The sequence below is a fragment of the Bacillus sp. HSf4 genome (genome assembly GCF_029537375.1).
In the GTDB taxonomy this organism is placed as follows: domain Bacteria; phylum Bacillota; class Bacilli; order Bacillales; family Bacillaceae; genus Bacillus; species Bacillus sonorensis_A.
The window spans coordinates 3,739,754-3,762,687 of sequence record NZ_CP120679.1 but is presented as its reverse complement, the minus strand read 5'-3'; the positions used below and the strand labels follow the sequence as shown (position 1 = coordinate 3,762,687).

At 47.2% G+C, this 22,934-nt stretch carries 21 protein-coding genes; 17 read left to right on the top strand and 4 right to left on the bottom strand.

The window, feature by feature from the left end:
* Positions 1-93 precede the first annotated feature (93 nt).
* The 6 genes from swrA (at position 94) to uvrA (ending at position 7,754) form a co-directional block, all read left to right on the top strand.
* Positions 94-447, top strand: a complete 354-nt coding sequence (gene swrA / locus P3X63_RS19535; protein WP_035428513.1) for a swarming motility protein SwrAA — start codon at positions 94-96, stop codon at positions 445-447.
* 299 nt (positions 448-746) lie between these two features.
* Positions 747-1,955, top strand: coding sequence for a PDZ domain-containing protein (locus P3X63_RS19530; RefSeq protein ID WP_277691712.1), 1,209 nt, complete (start codon positions 747-749; stop codon positions 1,953-1,955).
* 134 nt (positions 1,956-2,089) lie between these two features.
* Complete coding sequence (locus P3X63_RS19525; protein WP_026588911.1) at positions 2,090-2,350, top strand: DUF5316 family protein; 261 nt, start codon at positions 2,090-2,092, stop codon at positions 2,348-2,350.
* 124 nt (positions 2,351-2,474) lie between these two features.
* Positions 2,475-2,708, top strand: a complete 234-nt coding sequence (locus P3X63_RS19520) for a CsbA family protein (protein ID WP_077736089.1) — start codon at positions 2,475-2,477, stop codon at positions 2,706-2,708.
* Positions 2,709-2,887: 179 nt separating this feature from the next.
* The gene (uvrB, locus tag P3X63_RS19515) at positions 2,888-4,873 is read left to right on the top strand and encodes an excinuclease ABC subunit UvrB (protein WP_026588909.1); all 1,986 of its coding nucleotides are present in this window, start codon (positions 2,888-2,890) and stop codon (positions 4,871-4,873) included.
* A gap of 7 nt (positions 4,874-4,880) precedes the next feature.
* Positions 4,881-7,754 (top strand): excinuclease ABC subunit UvrA, encoded by a 2,874-nt coding sequence (gene uvrA / locus P3X63_RS19510; RefSeq protein WP_026588908.1) that lies wholly within the window; start codon positions 4,881-4,883, stop codon positions 7,752-7,754.
* Between the two features lie 138 nt (positions 7,755-7,892).
* On the opposite strand, the gene P3X63_RS19505 is transcribed toward uvrA, so the two are convergent.
* Complete coding sequence (locus tag P3X63_RS19505; RefSeq protein WP_026588907.1) at positions 7,893-8,126, bottom strand: hypothetical protein; 234 nt, start codon at positions 8,124-8,126, stop codon at positions 7,893-7,895.
* Between the two features lie 231 nt (positions 8,127-8,357).
* On the opposite strand from P3X63_RS19505, the gene P3X63_RS19500 reads away from it, so the two are divergent.
* From P3X63_RS19500 to P3X63_RS19480, 5 genes are all read left to right on the top strand, one after another.
* The gene (locus tag P3X63_RS19500) at positions 8,358-8,684 is read left to right on the top strand and encodes a hypothetical protein (protein ID WP_026588906.1); all 327 of its coding nucleotides are present in this window, start codon (positions 8,358-8,360) and stop codon (positions 8,682-8,684) included.
* Positions 8,685-8,709: 25 nt separating this feature from the next.
* Positions 8,710-9,804 (top strand): DUF4097 family beta strand repeat-containing protein, encoded by a 1,095-nt coding sequence (locus tag P3X63_RS19495; protein ID WP_277691711.1) that lies wholly within the window; start codon positions 8,710-8,712, stop codon positions 9,802-9,804.
* A 4-nt stretch (positions 9,805-9,808) separates the two neighbouring features.
* Complete coding sequence (locus tag P3X63_RS19490; protein ID WP_026588904.1) at positions 9,809-10,009, top strand: PspC domain-containing protein; 201 nt, start codon at positions 9,809-9,811, stop codon at positions 10,007-10,009.
* On the top strand, positions 10,009-10,365 hold the full coding sequence (locus tag P3X63_RS19485) for a phage holin family protein (protein WP_372708934.1): 357 nt from the start codon (positions 10,009-10,011) through the stop codon (positions 10,363-10,365). Before P3X63_RS19490 ends, P3X63_RS19485 begins: the two co-directional genes overlap by 1 nt.
* A 94-nt stretch (positions 10,366-10,459) precedes the next feature.
* Positions 10,460-14,491, top strand: a complete 4,032-nt coding sequence (locus P3X63_RS19480; RefSeq protein ID WP_277691710.1) for a metallophosphoesterase — start codon at positions 10,460-10,462, stop codon at positions 14,489-14,491.
* An 18-nt stretch (positions 14,492-14,509) separates the two neighbouring features.
* On the opposite strand, the gene P3X63_RS19475 is transcribed toward P3X63_RS19480, so the two are convergent.
* Positions 14,510-16,093 (bottom strand): MFS transporter, encoded by a 1,584-nt coding sequence (locus tag P3X63_RS19475; protein ID WP_277691709.1) that lies wholly within the window; start codon positions 16,091-16,093, stop codon positions 14,510-14,512.
* 141 nt (positions 16,094-16,234) lie between these two features.
* On the bottom strand, positions 16,235-16,717 hold the full coding sequence (locus P3X63_RS19470) for a MarR family transcriptional regulator (protein ID WP_026588900.1): 483 nt from the start codon (positions 16,715-16,717) through the stop codon (positions 16,235-16,237).
* A gap of 194 nt (positions 16,718-16,911) precedes the next feature.
* On the opposite strand from P3X63_RS19470, the gene hprK reads away from it, so the two are divergent.
* From hprK to P3X63_RS19440, 6 genes are all read left to right on the top strand, one after another.
* Positions 16,912-17,844 carry an HPr(Ser) kinase/phosphatase gene (hprK, locus tag P3X63_RS19465; protein ID WP_026588899.1) on the top strand — a complete coding sequence of 311 codons (933 nt, stop codon included), beginning with the start codon at positions 16,912-16,914 and terminating at the stop codon, positions 17,842-17,844.
* Positions 17,845-17,855: 11 nt separating this feature from the next.
* The gene (gene lgt / locus P3X63_RS19460) at positions 17,856-18,668 is read left to right on the top strand and encodes a prolipoprotein diacylglyceryl transferase (RefSeq protein WP_277691708.1); all 813 of its coding nucleotides are present in this window, start codon (positions 17,856-17,858) and stop codon (positions 18,666-18,668) included.
* Between the two features lie 24 nt (positions 18,669-18,692).
* The gene (locus P3X63_RS19455) at positions 18,693-19,640 is read left to right on the top strand and encodes a nucleoside recognition domain-containing protein (protein ID WP_277691707.1); all 948 of its coding nucleotides are present in this window, start codon (positions 18,693-18,695) and stop codon (positions 19,638-19,640) included.
* On the top strand, positions 19,630-20,277 hold the full coding sequence (gene ppaX, locus P3X63_RS19450) for a pyrophosphatase PpaX (RefSeq protein ID WP_077736094.1): 648 nt from the start codon (positions 19,630-19,632) through the stop codon (positions 20,275-20,277). Before P3X63_RS19455 ends, ppaX begins: the two co-directional genes overlap by 11 nt.
* Entirely contained in the window at positions 20,274-20,792 is a 519-nt protein-coding gene (locus P3X63_RS19445; RefSeq protein WP_026588895.1) for an acyltransferase, read from the top strand. Before ppaX ends, P3X63_RS19445 begins: the two co-directional genes overlap by 4 nt.
* A gap of 108 nt (positions 20,793-20,900) precedes the next feature.
* Positions 20,901-21,932, top strand: a complete 1,032-nt coding sequence (locus P3X63_RS19440; RefSeq protein WP_277691706.1) for a glycosyl hydrolase family 18 protein — start codon at positions 20,901-20,903, stop codon at positions 21,930-21,932.
* 50 nt (positions 21,933-21,982) lie between these two features.
* On the opposite strand, the gene P3X63_RS19435 is transcribed toward P3X63_RS19440, so the two are convergent.
* The gene (locus tag P3X63_RS19435) at positions 21,983-22,714 is read right to left on the bottom strand and encodes a C39 family peptidase (RefSeq protein ID WP_077736096.1); all 732 of its coding nucleotides are present in this window, start codon (positions 22,712-22,714) and stop codon (positions 21,983-21,985) included.
* Positions 22,715-22,934 lie beyond the last annotated feature (220 nt).

Genomic DNA, 22,934 nt, shown 5'->3' with positions numbered 1-22,934 from the left:
TGTTAGCGCTGTTTGCGTTCTTCGTCTCTGGTTGGTGGAGTCGTCTGACGCTTGCGCTTTTCTTATATATAAATCATAAATGGGGGTACACGATTGAAAAGGGCAAGTATTGTGAGAGAGAAAAAATACTATGAATTAGTGGAGCAGTTAAAAGTTCGATCACAAGACGTTACATTTTCCGCTACAAAGGCAGTGGGGCTGCTGATGCTGTTCAGCAGATACCTCGTGAACTACACTTCCGTTGAGAGTGTGGAAGACATTAATGAGGAATGTGCGGAGCTTTATTTCAACTATTTGATGGACAACCATAAGCGCCTTGGCATCAATTTAACAGATATCAAACGGTCCATGCAGCTGATTGGAGATATTTTGGATGTTGAGGTCAATCATTATTTAAAGGATTTTTCGCTCTCCAATGTGACGCTTTGGATGAGCCAAGAAAAATAAACCTCGCGTTTACCATACCCAAGGATTTTATTATTTGTTAGAATAATAATAAAATGCACCAGCTTGCCTGAAGGTGCTGGCATTTCTCGTCACGAATGCGCGTTTAAAAGCGCCCGGCGTCTTGCAAGTGACGAATCGAGGCACTGCTCAGGCGTCTCCGTCTGAGCGTCCGTCCTCTGTTGTTCCTTTGCTAAAGGATGCCAAGACAAGCTGGATTTCTCCATAAAATATCCAACGTGAAAAGGCCGTCGCATGTGCGGCGGCACCTGCATGCTTGGTTTGAGGCGGTGAACGTTTCCTTGTCAGTTGAAGAAAGCTTGATTGAACTTTTAAAAGGAGCCGGATGGTTTTTTGTGCACCCGCTCTTCTATTTTATGATGGTCATGAGCTTGGCTTACGGCTATGCCCGGATCAAACGTGAAAGAAAAACATTTCATACGCGCATTGAAGATATTTATGATGAACTTCAGTTTACATATTCAAAAGGGATTTTGGCGGGCATCCTTCTGTCCATTGTTACCTTTGGACTGGGGCTGTCCCTCCCGTTCGGAATGCTGATCATCATTGCGGCAGTGACCGCAATTTGTGCTTTAACGTTCAGGCAGAGCATGCTGTCTTCGGCTTACACGCTCGGCTTGAGCATATTAGCCGGCATTGCGCTCGAGTACGTCAATCCGGACGCGATTGATCAGGTGATCCCGCAGCTATCCTTCGCAAATTGGCCGGCAGCCGCCGTCCTGCTCGGTCTTCTTCTGTTTACTGAAGGGATGCTGGCTTACAAAACGGCCCATGTCAGGACGTCCCCGTCAATTGTGATGAGCAGGAGGGGGCTGCCGATCGGACAGCAGATCGCGGGCCGCGTTTGGCTCCTGCCTTTGTTCATTTTGATTCCCGGGCAGGCGATCGAATCGTCCGTCCCATGGTGGCCTGTTCTGTCCGTTCACGACGGCGCCTTTCAATTATTGTGGATCCCGTATTTTGTCGGTTTCGGGCAGCGGGTTCAAGGGTCGCTTCCGATTGTCAGCATCAAAATTACAGCAAGGCGCATCAGTGTTCTCGGTATCATCACATTGCTGATTGCAGCAGGAAGTATATGGTGGACGCCGCTTGCCGCCGCAGCAGCCGTTACCGCTGTGGCCGGCAGAGCCTTTCTGACTTGGAAGCAGCGGATGAACGATAATTCCGCACCTTTCTACTTTTCTAAAAGAGATCGCGGGCTGATGGTGCTCGGGATCATTCCCAACACCCCGGCTGCCGGCCTCGGCCTTCAGATCGGCGAAATTATTACGAAAGTGAACGGCATCGAAGTCAAAAATGAAGCGGATTTTTATGAAGCACTCCAAAAAAACCGCGCCTTCTTCAAGCTTGAAGTGGTCGGCTTGAACAACGAGGTCCGCTTTGAGCAGAGGGCTTCATATGAAGGAGAGCATCATGAGCTCGGGATTTTGTTTGTGAAAGATGAAGCTCCGGCCCTTGCCGAAACGGCTGCGGCTAAGGAAACGCACTAATTCCGGTTTCCCAAAAAAGCGTCTGGTTCAGGCGCTTTTTCTCTTATTGTAAAAGAAACGCGAACCGTTTTTATTGTGTTTTTTCTAACGTTCCGATATTGTGATGAATAGATCTGGTTGAAGGAGTAGGTTGAATGAAAAAGGCTTTTCTCTCGGGTATAATCGTATGTTTTGCTGCTGCACTGATTTCGGCGGTTGCCGGCGATTGGACCTTTATCTACAAAATTTCCGGAACAGCCGGTCTTGGCTCAATGATTCTGTCAGCCTTGCTTTCGTTCGTGAGCGGAGATCGTTTTGGTGGAAGAGACGGGAACGGAAAGATGACGAATGGACTCGCCGTTTTTGCGCTGCCGAATCTATTGGCGGCCGGAATCTCATTATTTTTCGCCTTTTAGAAGAGCCGCTTTCGAATAATGCGGCTTTCATTTGGGTAACATAAAAAAGTGAGTGCCCGCGTTTGTCCGTTTCTTTGTTCTTTAATATAATCGAATAAGATCAACAAACGTGAGGAGGGTTTTTGTGTTTACAAAAGCCGTTTTTGCACTAATTTTTCCTTTTTTCCTTGTCTTGTTTTTTACAAGGGTGACCTATAATCATTATGTCGGAATCGCGCTTACGGCTGCGCTGTTATTCGCTTCCTATTTAAAGGGTTATACGGAAACCTTTTTTATCGTAGGACTTGATATCGTCTCGCTTGTGGCCGGTGCTCTTTATGCGGCCAAAAAGGCCGGCGAAAAGAAGGAAGACTCATAGAAACCGCCGTGAATTTGCTGTGAAGCCCTGCTTTTGATGAGAAAAAGGAGGGATTTTTTGATGGATCGAAAAAACGGTTTGTGGAAAAACACAAAAACCGAACTTTAGTTCGTATTTTTTGTTTGGATGTGTTAAAATAATAAAACAGGAAGATTTCGTAAAGAAACGGAGGCTTTTTTGTGAAAGACCGCTTTGAATTAGTCTCGAATTATCAGCCCCAGGGCGATCAGCCGAAAGCGATTGAACAGCTTGTTGCAGGCATTCGGGAAGGCAAAAAGCATCAAACGCTCCTGGGGGCGACCGGTACAGGCAAGACGTTTACGATGTCAAACGTGATTAAAGAGGTCAATAAACCGACGCTTGTCATCGCCCACAACAAAACGCTTGCCGGTCAGCTGTACAGCGAGTTTAAGGAGTTTTTCCCGAACAACGCAGTCGAATATTTTGTGAGCTATTACGACTACTATCAGCCGGAGGCCTATGTGCCTCAGACCGATACGTTTATTGAAAAAGACGCCAGCATTAATGATGAGATAGATAAATTGAGGCACTCAGCCACATCCGCTCTTTTTGAACGCAAAGATGTCATCATCGTGGCGAGTGTCTCTTGTATTTACGGTTTGGGTTCGCCGGAGGAATATAGAGAGCTCGTGCTTTCGCTCAGAACGGAGATGGAAATTGAGCGCAATGAGCTTCTCAGAAAGCTCGTTGACATTCAGTATGCCCGGAATGACATCGATTTTCAGCGCGGGACATTCAGGGTGCGCGGCGATGTCGTCGAAATCTTTCCGGCTTCAAGGGATGAGCACTGCATCCGCATCGAGTTTTTCGGAGACGAAATCGAACGGATCAGGGAAGTCGATGCCTTGACAGGCGAAATTTTAGGGGAGCGGGACCATGTTGCCATCTTTCCGGCTTCCCACTTCGTCACCCGTGAAGAAAAGATGAAGAAAGCGATCGTGAACATTGAATCGGAGCTGGAAGAACGCCTTAAAGTTCTGCATGATGAAGGCAAGCTGCTTGAAGCGCAGCGCCTTGAGCAGCGGACGAGATACGATCTGGAAATGATGCGTGAAATGGGCTTTTGCTCAGGGATCGAAAACTATTCCAGACATTTGACGCTGCGTCCGGCAGGGTCCACTCCGTATACACTGCTCGATTATTTTCCCGATGACTTTTTGATGGTCATCGATGAGTCTCATGTCACGATTCCGCAGGTGAGAGGAATGTACAACGGAGACCAGGCCAGAAAGCAGGTCCTCGTCGACCACGGCTTCCGGCTTCCTTCGGCTTTAGACAACAGGCCGCTGAGGTTTGAAGAGTTTGAAAAGCACATTCACAACATAGTGTATGTTTCTGCGACGCCTGGTCCGTATGAACTGGAACATTCTCCTGAAATGGTTGAACAGATCATCCGTCCGACCGGACTGCTCGATCCGATTATCGAAGTAAGGCCGATCGAAGGGCAGATCGATGACCTGATCGGCGAAATCAGGCAGCGCATCGACCGGAATGAACGCGTCCTCGTCACGACGCTGACGAAGAAAATGTCAGAGGATTTGACCGACTACCTGAAGGAAATCGGCATAAAGGTGACCTATCTGCATTCCGAGATTAAAACGCTGGAACGGATCGAAATCATCCGCGACCTGCGCCTCGGCAAGCATGACGTTCTCGTCGGCATCAACCTGCTGAGGGAGGGGCTTGACATCCCTGAAGTTTCGCTTGTGGCGATATTGGATGCGGATAAAGAAGGCTTCCTCCGCTCTGAGCGTTCCTTGATTCAAACGATTGGCCGGGCGGCGAGAAATGCCGAGGGCCGGGTCATCATGTACGCGGATAACATCACGGGCTCCATGGAAATCGCGATCAATGAAACGAAGCGGCGCAGGCAGCAGCAGGAAGCATACAACAAGGAACACGGCATTACACCGAAAACGATCAACAAGAAGATCCGCGACGTCATCCGCGCGACACATGTGGCTGAAGAACAGGAAGAATACAAAGCAAAAGAGGAACCGAAGCTTTCAAAACTGACGAAGAAAGAGCGCGAAAAAGTGATCGCCCAGATGGAGCACGATATGAAGGAAGCGGCAAAAGCGCTTGATTTCGAACGGGCCGCCGAGCTTCGGGACCTACTTCTAGAGTTAAAATCGGAAGGATGAATAGAGTATGGCAATGGAACGAATTGAGGTGAAAGGAGCAAGGGCTCATAACCTGAAAAACATCGATGTCTCGATTCCTCGGGATAAGCTTGTCGTGCTGACAGGCCTTTCGGGTTCAGGGAAATCGTCCCTTGCGTTTGACACGATTTATGCGGAGGGGCAAAGGCGTTATGTCGAGTCTCTATCCGCGTATGCCCGCCAGTTTTTAGGGCAGATGGACAAACCTGATGTGGATGCGATCGAAGGTCTTTCACCAGCGATCAGCATCGATCAGAAAACGACGAGCCGCAACCCCCGTTCGACGGTCGGAACGGTCACGGAAATTTATGACTACCTCCGCTTGCTGTTTGCGAGAGTCGGGAAGCCGGTTTGCCCTGTTCACGGCATTGAAATTACGTCGCAGACGATCGAACAGATGACGGACCGGATTCTGGAATATCCTGAACGCACGAAGATTCAAGTGCTTGCTCCGGTCGTGTCAGGGCGGAAAGGCACTCATGTGAAAATCCTCGAACAAATTAGAAAACAGGGTTATGTGAGAGTCCGAATCGACGGCGAAATGAACGACCTTTCCGAGGATATTGAACTTGAGAAAAATAAAAAGCATTCGATCGAAGTCGTTGTTGACCGCATCGTCATTAAAGAAGGCGTGACAGCCCGCCTCACAGATTCGCTTGAAACCGCGCTCCGCCTTGGCGAAGGACGGGTGATCATCGATGTAATCGGCGAAGAGGAGCTGCTTTTCAGCGAGCATCATGCCTGTCCGCACTGTGGCTTCTCGATCGGAGAGCTCGAGCCGCGAATGTTTTCTTTCAACAGTCCGTTCGGCGCCTGTCCAAGTTGCGACGGTCTCGGTTCTAAATTGGAAGTCGATGTCGACCTTGTGATTCCAAATGATGAGCTGTCGCTTAAACAGCATGCGATCGCACCATGGGAACCGCAGAGCTCCCAATATTATCCAAAGCTTTTGGAGGCGGTTTGCAGCCATTATGGAATCGATATGGATGTGCCGGTGAAGGAACTGCCGAAACACCAGCTTGAGAAAATCCTCTATGGAAGCGGCGGGGAGCAGATCTATTTTAGATATGAAAATGACTTTGGTCAGGTTCGTGAAAGTTATATCGAATTTGAAGGCGTTATTCGAAATATCGAAAGACGTTATAAAGAAACGAGCTCAGACTACATCCGCGAACAGATGGAAAAATACATGGCCAACCAGCCGTGCCCTTCCTGTAAAGGATACCGGCTGAAAAAGGAAGCATTGGCCGTTTTGGTAAACGGCCTTCATATCGGAAAAATAACCGAGATGTCGGTGACAAACGCCCTTCAATTTTTCCGTGAGCTAAAGCTTTCGGAGAAAGATATGAAGATTGCCAATCTGATTTTGCGGGAGATTGAAGAACGGCTCGGGTTTTTAAACAATGTCGGCCTTGATTATTTGACGCTGAGCCGCGCCGCCGGTACCCTGTCAGGCGGGGAAGCTCAGAGGATCCGTCTCGCGACGCAAATCGGTTCAAGGCTGACCGGCGTCCTCTACATCCTTGATGAGCCGTCGATCGGCCTTCACCAGCGCGACAATGACCGGCTGATTGATACGCTGAAAAACATGCGTGATATCGGCAATACCTTGATCGTCGTTGAGCATGACGAGGATACGATGCTTGCCGCCGATTATTTAATTGATATCGGACCGGGAGCGGGCATTCACGGAGGAGAAGTGATTTCCTCAGGGAAGCCGGAAGAAGTGATGAATGATGAAAAATCACTGACAGGGCAATATCTTTCAGGGAAAAAGTTTATCCCGCTTCCCGCTGAGAGAAGAAAACCAGACGGACGCTTTATCGAAATCAAAGGTGCTAAAGAAAACAACCTGAAAAATGTTTCCGTCAAATTTCCGCTCGGCGTGTTTGCCGCGGTCACAGGCGTTTCCGGATCAGGGAAAAGTACGCTTGTCAATGAAATTCTGCACAAGACACTTGCGCAGAAGCTCCATCGGGCTAAGACAAAGCCGGGAGAACATAAAGAAATGAAAGGGATTGAGCATCTCGAAAAGGTCATCGATATCGATCAGTCTCCGATCGGCCGGACACCGAGGTCGAATCCGGCCACATACACCGGGGTGTTCGATGATATCCGTGATGTGTTTGCTCAGACGAACGAGGCCAAAGTCAGGGGTTATAAGAAAGGCCGCTTCAGTTTCAATGTGAAAGGCGGCCGCTGTGAGGCGTGCAAGGGCGACGGGATCATCAAAATCGAAATGCATTTTCTCCCGGATGTATATGTGCCTTGCGAAGTCTGTCATGGCAAGAGGTATAACCGGGAGACGCTTCAGGTCACGTACAAAGGGAAAAATATTTCCGATGTGCTTGAAATGACTGTCGAAAAAGCGGTGCAGTTTTTTGAAAACATACCGAAGATCAAACGCAAGCTGCAGACCCTGTATGATGTAGGGCTCGGCTATATTACACTGGGACAGCCTGCAACAACGCTTTCCGGCGGTGAAGCGCAGCGTGTCAAACTGGCGTCTGAGTTGCACCGGCGTTCAACAGGACGATCCCTTTACATTTTGGACGAGCCGACGACAGGCCTCCATGTCGATGACATCGCAAGGCTTTTGACCGTTCTTCAGCGCCTCGTTGATAATGGGGACACCGTGCTTGTTATTGAGCATAACCTTGATATTATTAAAGCGGCTGATTATTTGATTGATTTGGGACCGGAAGGCGGAGACGGCGGAGGGAAAATTATCGCTGCCGGAACGCCTGAAGAAGTGATGAAGGCGGAAGGTTCATATACGGGACGCTATTTGAAGCCGATCATCGAACGCGACAAAAAAAGAATGAAGGAACGGCTTCAGGAGAAGGAAGCTGTCAAACCTTGATAAATGGGCTGCCGGCATCGAGCCGGCAGCTTTTTCGATTGCTCTTTTTTGTATAGCTGTTATAAGGTAAAACAAGGACGTGCACATACAAGACGTTCGGTTAATGGGATCATATAGAAGTGATAAACGCCGCAGACATTATTCCTGATCATGCCTGTCGACCTGTTTAGTCAATTCAATCAGGCTGTTGATGATGTGTGTACTGCTGCTGCTCAGCAAAACCTTTAAATAACGGATTTCACTGGAAAGCGGAGGAGCGGAGTTGATTGCTTCCAGTCGGTTGATGATTTCCTGGTTCATTCTTTTTTGTTCCTGAATCAGTTCCAGAAGCTTTGGGGTGAGTGATGCGGACTCTTCCGATTTCTGTTTCATTGCGCCTCCTCCTTTTCACACTAGCTTTTCCACATATTTTAAAGGGTTATAAAAAAAGAATCTATTCATAAAATCTAAAAAAATCAATTCGCGAAGATTGACGCATGCCTATCGAATGAAAATGAAACCAAAAGGCCATGATACTCGTAAACTTGAGTATAAGGTCATTGTACATTGGACTCAAGGGAGCGCGGACTTACATTGACAAGCTGGTATAGGAGAGTGGTATGAATGACTAGAAGTAATGCGTTGATTTCGGCAATTTGTTATTTTAGCGTTTTTTTTGCCCCGCTTATTTTGCCTATTGCTGCGTATTTTATAACAGATGACCGAGAAACGAAAAAACATGCGCTGCGGTCGCTGGTATCACATATTATTCCGTTTATAAGCGTCGTCATATTGGCAGCAGGCGCAATCAGCGGTACGATTATTTTTAATGATAACGGTTTTCTGGCGCTTTTTTCTGTTTTTGGGGCCTTCATTTTTTTCGGGGTCATCAGTTTGATTATTGTCATCTGGAACGTCGTCCAAGGGATTAAAATGCTGACACAAGCATAATTGACGGAGAACGGGGGAGCTTTTGATGAAAAATGAAAAAGAACGGATTTTAAAGCTTGTTGAAACGGGAAAACTGTCGGCGAAAGAGGCGCTGATTTTGATTGAAAAACTAGAAGATGACTACAGGCAGACTGAAAGCAAGGTGACGGCCTTATCTGAGGATGTCCTTGATTCAGACCACTTTTACAGCGAAAAAAAGCGGGAGCCGAAGCCATCGATCGGATCAAAACTGTTTGAGTGGATCGATACCGCTGTGAAAAAGGTAAAAGAGGTTGACTTGGACTTGAACTTTGGGCAATCATATGATGTCCAACATATTTTTCAATTCAAAGATACCGATTTTTCCACTCTTGATATTCAGTTGGCAAACGGCAGCGTCAACCTCATGCCATGGGACGATGGCGACATTCGCGTCGAGTGCCAGGCGAAGGTGTACCGCGTCGATAACCAAGAGGAAGCAAGGCAGGCTTTTCTTCAGCATATAGATTGCGGTACGGAAGGCGATAAATTTATGATCCGTACCGAGAAAAAAACGATGAAGACCAATCTCACCGTTTATATTCCAAACAAGGAATACGGCAAAATCCGCTTTAAGCTGTTTAATGGCCCTGTCAGGGGGGAACATTTAAGCGTAAAAGAGCTCTCAGCCAAAACGACAAACGGTGTGCTGTCTTTTTCCGCTCTGACCGCCGAAAAGGCAGCGCTTGAAACGGCGAATGGACAGATCAAACTTGCTGATCATGACTGCGGAGAGATTGAAGCGGAAACGATCAATGGCTTGATTGATATAAAAGGGTCATGCGAGTCTCTGGATTTGCAGAGCTTTAACGGCAATATTGCTGCAACTGTCAAAAATCCGCATTGCCGTTCGGCATATGTGAAAACGACGACGGGCTCTATCGAGTTGAACGTCCCGCGCGATTGTGCGGTAACCGCTGAGCTGAAAAGCAATTTGGGCTCCCTGTCAAACGATCTTAGAGATGCGGAAATTCTCAAAGAAAAAAATGAGACCATCCAAAAAGAAATGCATGTCAAAGCGAATCAGAACCATGATCACAGCATGACAGTGTTTTTGGAAACAAAGACAGGATCGATCCATTTAAACCATACACAGGAGTGATACGATGAAAAGGCTATTTCGATCCGAAACAGACAGAAAAATTGCAGGGGTCGTGGGAGGGCTGGCAGAATATTTAAATATAGATGCGTCTTTATTGCGCATTATCACCGTTTTATTATTTATATTTTCGACGGGAATTCCCGTGGTGCTGATTTATATCGTCTGGGTGTTTCTCGTTCCGAATGAAGGAGACGTCAAATCGTGATGAGATGGATCATAAACGTTCTTGTCAACGCCTTGTTATTAATCGTTATTGCTGGTTATTTTGATTCGGTTCATGTCAGAAGCATCGGTGCAGCCATTACGGCAAGTCTGATTTTGTCGATTTTGAATATGTTTGTGAAGCCGGTGCTGATCATCCTGACATTGCCTGTCACCGTTGTGACGCTTGGCTTGTTCTTATTTGTAATCAATGCACTCACGCTCTATATGACGGCAGCCATTATGGGTGACAGTTTTGATCTTGACGGCTTTGGGACAGCTATTTTTGCATCGATTGTCCTGTCGGTTTTCCATCTGCTCATCCAAAAAGCGATCATCGAGCCGATGACGAGAAAATAAAAAGGAGTCTGATTCCATCAGGCTTCTTTTTTTGTCTTTCAACATATTTCATAAAATGGGCCAAACAAGGCAAAATACGAAAGGGAGGTAGACGATGAAAATGAACAGAACCCGCCAAACCCTTTTGTTGCTTGCCGCAGCATGTTTTTTATTGCTGCCGTTTCCAATCGGTCATGCTGCCGGAAAACTGGATGAAGAAAAAAGCTCCCCTGTCATCAAACATGTGCCAACAGAACAAGTCCGCAAAGGGGACGACTTGTATTTTCGCGCCAAAACGTCTGCCGATACGGTGATTCTTCATTACAAACAGCATGACGAATTGCCGTTTCGGGTAATTCCGATGGAAATAGAGCCCGGTAAAATGAACAGCTATATTGCGAAATTGGGAAGCGAGAACATATCTTCCGACAGGATTGTTTATTACATTGAAGCGCAGTCTGGCGATTTGTCCGCCAAGACCGATTTGTATACGATCGACATTGAAGGAATGAAGGTCGATGTCCAAAAGCTGCCTGAGCTTTTCATCACGGAAATGGTTGTTGATTCAACAAATGCCGGAGGAAAAGACGGTTACGAATTTATCGAGGTTTATAATAATACGAATAAGCCGGTTCATATGAACAGCTACAATATCAAATACCGCAATCCCGAAAAAGGAAAGGAATCAGAACTGCTCTGGCCGTTTGCACAAGCCGATATCACGGTGCCGTCGGGACAGACGCATGTATTCTGGATTAAAAACGAAACGAACAGCCGCTTGACGGCCGCTGATTTTAACAGGCACTACGGTGTCGATCTGCAGGAAGGAAAAACGCTTTCGGTGCTGAAAGGAGGCGGAATGGCTAACAACGCTGTCAGGGAATTGGTCATCAGCACCAAAAGCGGTGAAGACATCGCTGTCGCCCGTTATCATCGTGAACGAAACGAGACAGCCGCCGTCAAAAACAAAGCGATCCTTTATCGATATCCGCTCGATGGAACAAAACAGATGATGAAAATGTCCAGCGGTGAAGAAAAGCCTTCTCCAGGTACGCTTTTACAGGAGCAAACACCGTCGGAAACAGTCGCTGTTATGCCTGACAAAGAACAGCCGCATATTCAGGATATGACGGATCATCATGCGGCAAAGCCCGGGGAGACGATTCAGCTGTTAGCCGATATCAGCGACAATCAGCAAGTCAAAAATGTGCAATTTTTTTACCGGATGAGTGCAGATGAGCCATTTAGCAAAGTCAGTGTTGAAAAAAGCAGAAATGACGGGCTTTACCGCCATAATCTTTATTTTGCAGAGCTCATCGGCAAAGAAAAAGTGGAGTATTATATCAAAGCTAGCGACGGATCAAACACAGCGGCGACTGAGAAAAAGACAATCGCACTTGAACAGAGCTTTTTGAAGGGACTTCGCCTGAATGTGCATAACGGCGGAACCGTTTCAGGACATACGCTGCTGAAAGCGACATCTGAAAGACCGCCGTCAGAAACGAAAATCCGGATTGACGGAAAGGAGCAAAAAGCGGGATATAGGGCGCTGGAAAAGAAAGCGTATTTTGCTTTTGACGTCAATAAAACGAACCTATATTTCAAAAATGCGGTCACCATCGGCAAACGGGTGCAAAAAATATTTGACGACTCGCGCCGCCGATATGCGACCATTACCGTTCCGGTTTCGCCTGAAGAATTTACGAAAGGAAAGCCCTTTGCCGTAAAGGTGCGTTCCGGGACAAAATCAACCCCGTTTGAACAAACTTCCGCGGAAAACCGGGATGATTTTGTATTGAAAAACCCGCGGCTCATTTTGGCCGACGGAACTGTCATCCATGATGAGCGCTATGATGACGAAAAAAAAGAGCTTCCCGTCGGAGACAACCCGGATGCGAAAGAATGGTATGAATTCCGATTCACTCTGCCGGAAAGGTGCTTTACATCGCTTGCCGTCCAGTGGAACACAAAGGTGTGGAAAGAAGGGAGCCACACAATTGAAGCGGAGAACGGGGAAGAACGGGTTATACACCAGGTGACGGTTGATCACACAGGCCCTGAAATCAAAGCTTCTGTGAAAGACGGCAAAACGTATAAAGGCGCATTTACACTTGATGCAGCCGTTACTGATAGATGGAGCGGAGTCCGCAAAGTCAAAGCTTTTCTAGACGGAAAAAAAATCGCTTTGCCTTACACCGCTTCATCTGCAGATCTGGACAGCGGCAAGCACGTTTTGACAATTAAAGCAGCCGACAGTGCCGGAAATACGTCAGTTTTAAAAAGGAATTTTCACATCAAAAAAGAACAGCCGGACAAGCCTGAGCAAGCAAAAAACGCCGCAGGGAGCACACATGCAAAATTGGCCGTCCGGGTGAAAGACCCGACAAAGGATAAAATGCGCGTCTCTTTTTATCGAGGGTATCAATATACAGCCGCAGACGAAAAGCATGTCAAAGTGTCGGCGAATCAAAGCGATACAGAGCCGCCGCAAGGGTTGGCGGCAAACGGCGGAAAGGTGCTTACAAAAGATGAGCGCGCTAACATGTCCTCGCCTGACGGAAAAGGCTTTGAAACAGTCTCAAACACTCGTTTTCCGTATCACCGCTTCGATGTGAAGGTCGATGAAAATGTCCGAAAACGCGACAATGTTGAAGTCGTGTGGCGCGGAAGCTCTCTTCCCGGCAGAAAAGTGTCGATGTTCGCCTGGAACTACAAAAAAAAGCAATGGGATACGCTCGCTTTCCATATCGCCAAAAATAACAGGCTGTTTACGCTGAAAGGAAGTGTAAAGGCTGCCGACTATGTCCGCGATTCCCGCGCTGCTGTCATCATCCAGGATCAAATACAGCTGTCGGAAGACGACTATACACTGATTTGGATGTCCGATACCCAATACTACTCGGAAAGCTATCCGCAAATTTTTGAAAAACAAGTAAAATGGATCGCCGAACAGAAGGACAAGCTGAACATTAAGTATGTTTTTCACACGGGAGACCTTGTTGATGAAGCGGATCAGCCGATTCAATGGGAGCGCGCCGACCGCTTTATGAAAGTGCTCGATGATCACAAGGTGCCGTACGGGGTATTGGCGGGAAACCATGATGTCGGCCATAAAGACAACTCTTTTCAAACATACGGGAAGTATTTTGGCGCAAAACGGTTTCAAAACAAACCTTTCTACGGAGGCTCATATGCCAATAACAAAGGCCATTATGACCTGATTTCCTCAGGCGGTAATGACTATATTATGCTGTCGATGGGCTGGGGAATCGGAGCGAAAGAATTGCAGTGGATGAATGATGTGCTGAAGCGCTATCCCGACCGTAAAGCGATTTTGGCATTCCACGAATATCTGCTTGTTTCAGGAGGCAGAAGTCCGATCGGCGAGCGAATATTTGAACAAATCGTCAAACCGAATCAAAATGTCATCGCTGTTTTATGCGGACATTACCACAGTTCAACATTAAAAGTCGACAAGCTGGATGACGATGGAGATGGAAAGCCGGATCGAAAGGTTTTTCAAATGCTTGCCGATTATCAGGGCGGACCTGAAGGCGGCCAGGGCTATTTAAGGATCTTTCATGTCGATCCGAAGCATGATGCGATTCATGTCAAAACCTATTCGCCATATCTTGACGACTATAACTTTTATGATCCGCATCAATTCGGACCAAAGGATGAATTCAGTATAAAAACAGATCTCAAACCGCGGAAGAAAAAAGTGAAAACCGATTATTTTGAAATGAATGTTTTTTCAAATCAGCAGATTGGCAAAGCCAAAAAGGTGAAAAGCGGGAAAACAGCTTCTGTGACATGGGAGGATTTGAAGCCGAATACGGATTACTATTGGTATGCCGAAGCCAGGGATCAATACGGCGGGAAAAGCCGTTCTAACATATGGAAATTGACGACGGCGGCAGATGATATGAAAGCATTTTTCACTAACAACGGTGATGAAGCCTTATCCCTGCACCGAAAAATGACCGGAAGCGCTGAGTTCGGCGGCGGACGGCCTCCAGGTCCTTCGGTGCGTATTTTGCGGCAGGAGGAGCTCCCGTCTTTGCTCAACACCATAAAAAGTTCTGTTGCATCCTTTTTGCTGATATTGATGTTGGTGCACAGCCAGTCAAAACACTTGTTTTCCTGAGGGGGAGACAAGTGTTTTTTAGTTTGAGAAGTGTTGGGTTTGACTGGTCGGAGATGATGTCTTTCTTCTGTGAATCGACAATACCGTGATGGCGGCAAGCACGGCCGCCGATATGAGCGCGGCTGTTAAATAAAGGTTTCCGAAGCCGTTGCCGATGCTGTCATGGATCGCTTCAGCAATAATCCCTTTCACTTTCGGATCAGGAATTTGTGAAAGGGCATCTTTGAACTGAAGTTCACCTGCTGCACCGTTTGAAAATCCGTGTGAGGGAATGCCGGCATCCTCTAATTTGCTTGTGACGCGGCTATCGATATTTTCATAACCGGCTGTAATAAACCCGGCGTAAAGAGCCGGAGCCAAAGTCAGCCCCATCTGTCTGACGAGCGACAACGTCCCGAGGGCGGTACCGTAATTTTGTTTTGCCGCCTCTGACACGAGCATATTTAATGGCGCCCCTAACAGAAAACCAAAACCGGCGCCTGCGATCACACTGGCGAAGATAAACTCCCATTTCTCAGTCACCCAGACGGACAACAATAAAAATCCGATGAAAGAAATCGTTCCTGACAGCAATGTCGCCTTGACCGGCCCTTTTCGGTCAGCCATGATTCCGCCAAGTCCGGCTCCCGCTCCTGAAGCGAGCGCAAGCGGCGTCATCCAGTATCCCGCTTTTTCGGGTGCGACATGCAAATATTGTTCCGCATAGGCGGGAATAAAAATCACGGCCGCTAAAAGACCTCCTGATAAAAAACCGATCAAAAGCGTCCACTGGAACACTTTATTTTTCAGCAAGGTATAGGCGAGTATCGGATCACCGCCTTTTGATTCCACGCGTTTTTCATAGAAAAACAACCCGGTAAACAGGGTGGCGCCGATGATCAAAAAAAGGTAGACGCGCGGATCGGCGAGGCCGGCGAGTATATCTTGGCCATCGAGGTTTGTGATGCCGTACATCACAGATAAAATCGCCAGGGATAATATCACTGTTCCGGCGGTATCGAGCGGTTTTGCTTTTGCCGCCTTTGTTTCGATCATAAACGGAAAGCTTAGCGCGATCAGTCCCGCAGCAATCGGCAGGTTGATCAAAAACAGCCAATGCCAGCTTCCGGTAAGGTCCAAAATAAAGCTGCCGATATTTGGCCCGAGGACCGCTGCGATTCCATTCATCGCCCCTAACAGCCCGAGTGCCGTTCCTTGTTTTTCCTTTGGCAATGTATCAAGGATGTGGGAGCTTCCGATGATAAAGATTCCCCCTCCGCCGAGCGATTGAATCAGCCGGGCAAGCAAAAACATCGGGAAATTCAGGCTTAAGGCAACGACAAGAGAGCCTGTGCCGAACAGCAGCACCTCAATGATAAATAGCTTTTTTCGTCCGTAGCGGTCGGATAATTTCCCCACAATCGGCACGCTGACAGCTAAGCCGAGAGTATAAAGCGTGATCCCCCAGGCTCCCCATGATGGTGATACATCAAAAGAATGATTGATTGTCGTAAGAGCTGCGGAAATGATGCCGTTGTCTAAAGCAGCCATAAACACCCCGATCGTAAACAGAAAAATGGCCCGTTTTTGGTTTGTATCATGTTTCGTCAAAGCTTTGGACACGGTGTTTTCCCCCCTTGTTAATTAATTTTAAGTGAATAATTCACTTAAAATGAACTAATTTTATCATCTTAGAAAAAAATGGTTTTGTCAAAGGTGATTTTTCAACAAAAAAAGCTGCACCGCGCCGGGTGCAGCTTGTCCCTAATCTTCCTGATTGGCTTTAAGCGCTTTTTCAAGAATGGTAAGGCCTTCGTTCACTTTGTTTTTCTCCTGCTCATTCATCATTTGGAGCGCTTTTTTTAGCTTTTCGTGCCCTTTTTGATATAAGCTTCGGAAAATATCTTTCGCTTCCTCTGTTAATTCGACGACGATCGCACGCCGATCTTGCGCGGAATGCGTTCTTTTAATAAAGTTTGCCTGTTCAAGACGGCTGAGCAGCCCGGTCATATTTGACAGGGAGGCGCCCATTTTTTCGGCAATTTCAGAGACTTTCAAGTTTCCATGATTGTTGAGCAGCATCAACACTTTCATTTGCGGCATACTGATATCGAGCTTCATCCATTCGGATACGTCTCCGAGTCCCGCGGCTGTCAGCACTTTCATATAAAGGACCCATGTTTCTTTTTCCTCCGGGGAGAGGATGTCCTCATTCAGCACGGTTGTATCGTGAATGTTGTATTCCACGGTCTCTTCACTTCCTTTAAACATTCCTCTTTTCATACTACTGATTTTCCGGCCTGAAAGAAAGCCCGGAAAACGATGTTTCTAAAGGCGGCGGCAGCGCCTTCTGCAAAAATTGTTTTAGGTTTATTTTGAAAGTGATAGAATAAAGCTGTATGTCAAGTTCTTCACCTTTAGAAAAGGAGGGTGCAATCATCATGCCGAAAGTTCGAACAAAAGATGTAATGGATAAATTTAAACTTGAGCTCATCAGCGGAGAAGAAGGGATCAACCGTCCGATCACGATGAGTGATTTATCAAGACCGGGCCTTGAAATGGCGGGTTATTTTACATATTATCCAAAAGAGAGGGTCCAGCTTCTTGGAAAAACGGAAATCACCTTTTTCGAGAAGCTTCCCGAGGAAGACAAAAAACAGCGGATGCTTTCTTTATGCACGGAAATTACACCGGCGATCATTCTGTCGCGCGATTTGCCGATCCCGCCTGAATTGATTGAAGCGTCGGAAGAAAACGGTGTGCCTGTTCTGCGTTCCCCGCTCAAGACGACGCGTCTGACCAGCCGCCTGACGAATTATCTTGAAAGCCAGCTTGCTCCGACGACTGCGATCCATGGCGTGCTTGTCGATGTCTACGGTGTCGGGGTGCTGATCATTGGAAAAAGCGGCGTCGGAAAAAGTGAAACGGCGCTGGAGCTTGTCAAAAGGGGCCACCGTCTTGTCGCAGACGACTGTGTTGAGATCAGGCAGGAAGATCAGGATACATTGATCGGAAGCGCCCCTGAATTAATCGAGCACCTTCTTGAAATCAGAGGTCTCGGCATCATCAATGTCATGACGTTGTTCGGCGCCGGTGCCGTCAGAAGTTTTAAACGGATTACACTTGTGATGAGCCTTGAGCTTTGGGAGCAGGGAAAACAATACGACCGTTTAGGCCTTGAAGAGGAAACAATGAAAATCATTGATACTGACATTCCAAAGCTGACCATTCCGGTCCGTCCGGGAAGAAACCTTGCCGTCATTATCGAAGTGGCCGCCATGAACTTCAGGCTGAAGCGTATGGGTCTGAACGCGGCGGAGCAATTCACTCATAAACTGGCGGATGTCATTGAAGATGGTGAGCTTGAAGAATAGGAGATGACAATATGAATGAAACGATTGAACCTTTGAATCCGATTGCCTTCCATCTTGGGCCGATCGCCGTACATTGGTACGGTATCATCATCGGTCTCGGCGCTTTGCTGGGATTGTGGCTTGCGGTCAGAGAAGGCGAACGGAGGGGGCTGCATAAAGACACGTTTGTCGATCTGGTGCTTTTTGCGATCCCGATTGCGATTTTGTGCGCAAGGGCGTACTATGTCATTTTTGAATGGGGCTACTACAGCGAACACCCCGACCAGATCATTCAGATTTGGAACGGCGGTCTTGCGATCCATGGCGGTCTTATCGGAGCCGTCCTGACCGGACTTATCTTTGCAAAGGTAAAAGGCCTGTCATTTTGGAAGCTTGCCGATATCGCGGCTCCCAGCATTCTTTTGGGCCAGGCCATCGGCCGCTGGGGAAACTTTATGAATCAGGAAGCGCACGGAGGCTCCGTTTCAAGAGCGTTCTTAGAAAATCTCCACCTGCCTGATTTTATCCTCAACCAAATGTATATTAACGGGCAATATTATCAGCCGACGTTTTTGTATGAGTCATTATGGAGCTTCACGGGTGTTGTGATTCTGCTTCTTTTAAGAAAAGCGAATTTAAAGAGGGGCGAACTGTTTTTAATCTATGTCATTTGGTATTCTATCGGCCGCTACTATATTGAAGGCCTTCGGACGGACAGCCTGATGCTGACGGAAGCGCTGCGCATGGCGCAGGTTATTTCAATCGTGCTGATTATCATCGCGGCCGCGCTGATTCTATTCAGACGCTTGAAAGGCGGAGAGATTAAACGATACCAGGAGATGTAGATTGTCATTAAAGGGGAGACAGCAATGAAGGGAACGTTGAAAGCCGGACTGGAAGCCGGTCTGAAAACGACGTGGACACTCGGCAAGGTGATCTTTCCGGTGACACTGATTGTCAGCCTGCTTCAGCATACACCGGTCATGGACTGGCTGATCAAGATGATCACTCCGGCTATGGGAATTTTCGGTCTTTCGGGAAAAGCGGCGATACCGCTTGTGCTGGGCAACATGCTCAACCTGTATGCGGGGATCGCCGGGATTTTGACGCTTGATTTAACGGTTAAAGAGGTCTTTATATTGGCGATCATGCTGTCGTTTTGCCACAACCTGATCATCGAATCGACAGTCGCTTCAAGGGTCGGCATCAAAATATGGGTCATTTTACTCGTCCGCATCGGTCTCGCTGCCTTCGCCGCTGTTATCATCAATCTTGTTTGGCACGGCGGGCAGGACGCGGCTGAATACGGCCTCGTTTCAGCGCAGAGCACAGCTCCGTCCGGCTGGCTTGACATCGCGCTTGAGGGCGTCACAAAAGCGGGGCTGGGGATCCTTCAGCTTGCCGCCATTGTGATACCGTTGATGATCATCATTCAATATATGCGGGATCTCGGCTGGCTAAACACTTTTTCAAAGTGGTTTGCACCGGTGACGAGAATGCTCGGGATGAAAGAAAACACATCGATGACAATGGTCGCCGGGCTGACGATCGGACTGGCGTATGGTGCCGGTGTCATGATCAAAGCCGTTGAGGAAGACGGCGTCAGCAAACGCGATGTCACGCTTGCCTTTATTTTTCTTGTCGCCTGCCATGCTGTTGTCGAAGACACATTGGTATTTATTCCGCTCGGCATACCTGTCTTGCCGTTGCTAATGATCAGGCTTGTGACAGCGGTGCTGCTGACAATCGCCGTATCGCGTTTGTGGAAAAAACTGGGATATTCCATTCGGAGAAAGGAGGCTTTCTATGAAAATTAATACGGTTTTATTTGATTTGGATGGAACGCTTATCAATACAAATGAGCTGATAATCGCGTCGTTTTTGCATACGCTTGATCATTATGCACCCGGCCGGTATCAGCGGGAGGATGTGCTAAGTTTCATCGGCCCGTCATTGTATGAAACCTTCAGCAGCATACATCCGGATCAAACAGATGAGATGATCAGGATGTACCGCGAATTCAATCATCAAATGCATGATGAGCTTGTCACAGAGTATGAGACGGTATACGAGACGCTTGAGCGTCTGAGAGCTGAAGGATACAAGCTCGGAATTGTTACAACCAAGCTGCGGGATACCGTCAACATGGGGCTAAAGCTTACCGGTCTGGATGCTTTTTTTGAGACGGTAGTGACCCTTGATGACGTAGAGCGGCCAAAACCGGACCCGGAGCCGGTGCTGCTCGCGCTTTCAAAGCTTGACAGCCGTCCCGCGGAAGCGATCATGATCGGTGATAATTACCACGATATATTAGCGGGGAAACATGCGGGAACAAAAACCGCGGGTGTCGCGTGGACGGTAAAAGGAGAGGAAAGCCTTGCCAAGCACCACCCCGATTATATGCTCAGCAAAATGAGCGACCTCCTTCAAATCCTTGGAGTGGAAACAACTTGAGAAAAACGAAACGCTATCCGGTGTCAGGCGCCAATTCGTTATGGCACGTCTATCAGACGGTTCCGTTTTTCAAAGTGGTCAAAAATTTCATCGTCATACAAGCGGCGCGCTATACGCCTTTTTTAGGGGTCAAAAATTGGCTGTACCGGACCTTTTTGCGAATGGAGATCGGTGAAAAAAGCTCATTTGCCCTGATGGTCATGCTTGATGTGATGTTTCCCGAAAAAATTTCCGTCGGACGAAACACCGTGATCGGCTACAATACGACCATTTTAGCCCATGAATATTTAATCAAAGAGTATCGGCTCGGCGAGGTTAAAATCGGCGATGAAGTGATGATCGGAGCGAATGCGACGATCCTTCCCGGTGTTGAAATCGGCGACGGCGCAGTCATCTCCGCCGGTACGCTCGTCCACAAAGATGTTCCGCCCGGAGCGTTTGTCGGCGGCAATCCAATGCGGCTTATCTATACAAAAGAAGAAATGGAAAAACGTTTGAAAACCCCTGCTGAATGACGGCAGGGGTTTTCAAGCTTGTAATGTCTGAAAAAAGACATCTTCCTCCTAAAAATCCGGCTCCTGTTTCATGTTAAAATGAGGAAAAAGAAAAGGGGAAACTTGATAATGAAAAAGAAATTGTGGGTATGTCTCGCTTTTTCAACTGTTTTGGTGTTTCTGACGTATGTGAAAGCGGATGCTGCGGAGAGGATGATTGTCGGCTATACGACTGGCGACAGCGCTTCATATCAATCGCTGGCCGCATATCATGACTATATCAATTCGATCGCCACCGATACATTCGCTTTTGATGCCAAGGGAAATCTCATAGGAGAAGCGCCTGAAAACCAGCTCTCCTTTGCAGAAAAGCACCAAATCAAGACATGGGCTGTGATCTCCAATTACAACGAAGCGATTCAAGATTTTGACGGGGATTTAGCTTCCGCGGTTATGACAAACGAAACAAACAGAAAACGCTTTACGGATCGGCTTGTGAGCCTGGCTAAAGGGCATGGCTATGATGGCATCAACATCGATTTTGAAGCTGTTTTTCCGGAAGAGCGATCCGGATACACGAAATTTATCCAATACATCTCTGATATTTTAAAAAGGGAAGGAATCCAAACGATGGTTTCCGTGCCGGCCAAAAGCGCCGATGACCCGGAGGATGATTGGAGCTGGCCTTATGATTACGGGAAAATCGGAGCCGCCGCCGACTTTGTACAAGTGATGACATATGATGAACACGGCAGCTGGAGCGAGCCGGGATCTGTCTGCAGCATGGGCTGGATCAAAAGCTCACTCGAATTTGCAGTCGAAGAAATCAGCTCGGATAAAGTGATCATGGGGATTCCATCGTACGGATATGATTGGGATTTAACAGATCAAGGCAACAACACATTGAAACAATGGAATGAAATTCGGACGCTCAAAAATGAGACGGGGGCCAAACCGAAGTATGACAGCGGAACAGCATCCATGACGTTTTCTTATGTCGATCAGAAGCGTCATCAGCATGTCGTTTGGTATGAAAATGAAAACACGGTAGAAATGAAAAGCCGCCTCACAAACGATGATCATCTAGCCGGGGGCTCGGTATATTCATTAGGTTATGAATCCGAGTCCTTCTGGCAGGCTGTTCAAAAAGGAACAGAATAACACAACCTAAAAACAAGCTTGCCGGTGACTCGGCAGGCTTGTTTTTTCCGTTAGGAAGCAATCACAATCGCCTGGCTGCCCATTTGCTTCCATGACTTTTCAAAATTGCTTTTATCTGTTTTCCGGTTTTTATAGCCATATGGATCGTTCAGATAAACATAGTTTTCATCATAGCCTGTAACCGCCACACTGTGTACACTGTAAGTCACATCGACTTTGCCGCTTGGCGTCTCCCAAGTCTCCATATCATTCACCTTGTTGAAATGAACGGTTGTAATCACCCAAACCGGTCTCCCTTTATTCAGCTGTTCGTAAATATCTTCAGGGCTGTTTCCTGTCAGGTCGATGACTTTGTCTCCTGCATAAGATGAGGCTAAATCATAAATCGGCCCATGGTAGACGCTGAGACCGGGGCCGTTTTCCATATCGCCGACAAAGCCGTCATTTGGATTTCCTTTCAAGCCGTTTTCATATTGCAGCGGCACCCTTTTGATTTTTTCAGCCAATTCATTCTTTGTCACATCATATCCGCTGTAGTTTAAAATCATCGCCAGGCTGGCAACTTCACAGCCGTTGTAAAGCTTTGGCGAATCCATTTGTTTGATCAGGGGAACGTCCAGGGGAGCCCGGCTCGTTTCCTTCGTTTTAATGCCTACAGTTGTTTGGAAATTTTTGATGCCCTCAGCCAGCGGGCTCAGCGCATCTCTAGAAAACAGGATCAGAACGGCGGTCATGACTGCTGTAAGGAATAAAATAAGAAAAAACGTTTTTAAAATTTTCATATCGATCTCCTGTTCATACAATGCTGATTAACCGTAAATAAGTAGTCCTTTTTTATTATATCATCAAGCTGTTCATGAAATAAAAGAAAGAATTGCCCAGCCCCATGGCCCATTTGAATATCATCTGTTGCTTTTGATTCTTTTATCTGTTAGCATATTATCATATTAGCGAACTAAAGGATTCGGAATATTCCTTCTAGCGTATATGGGGGTGCAAGTG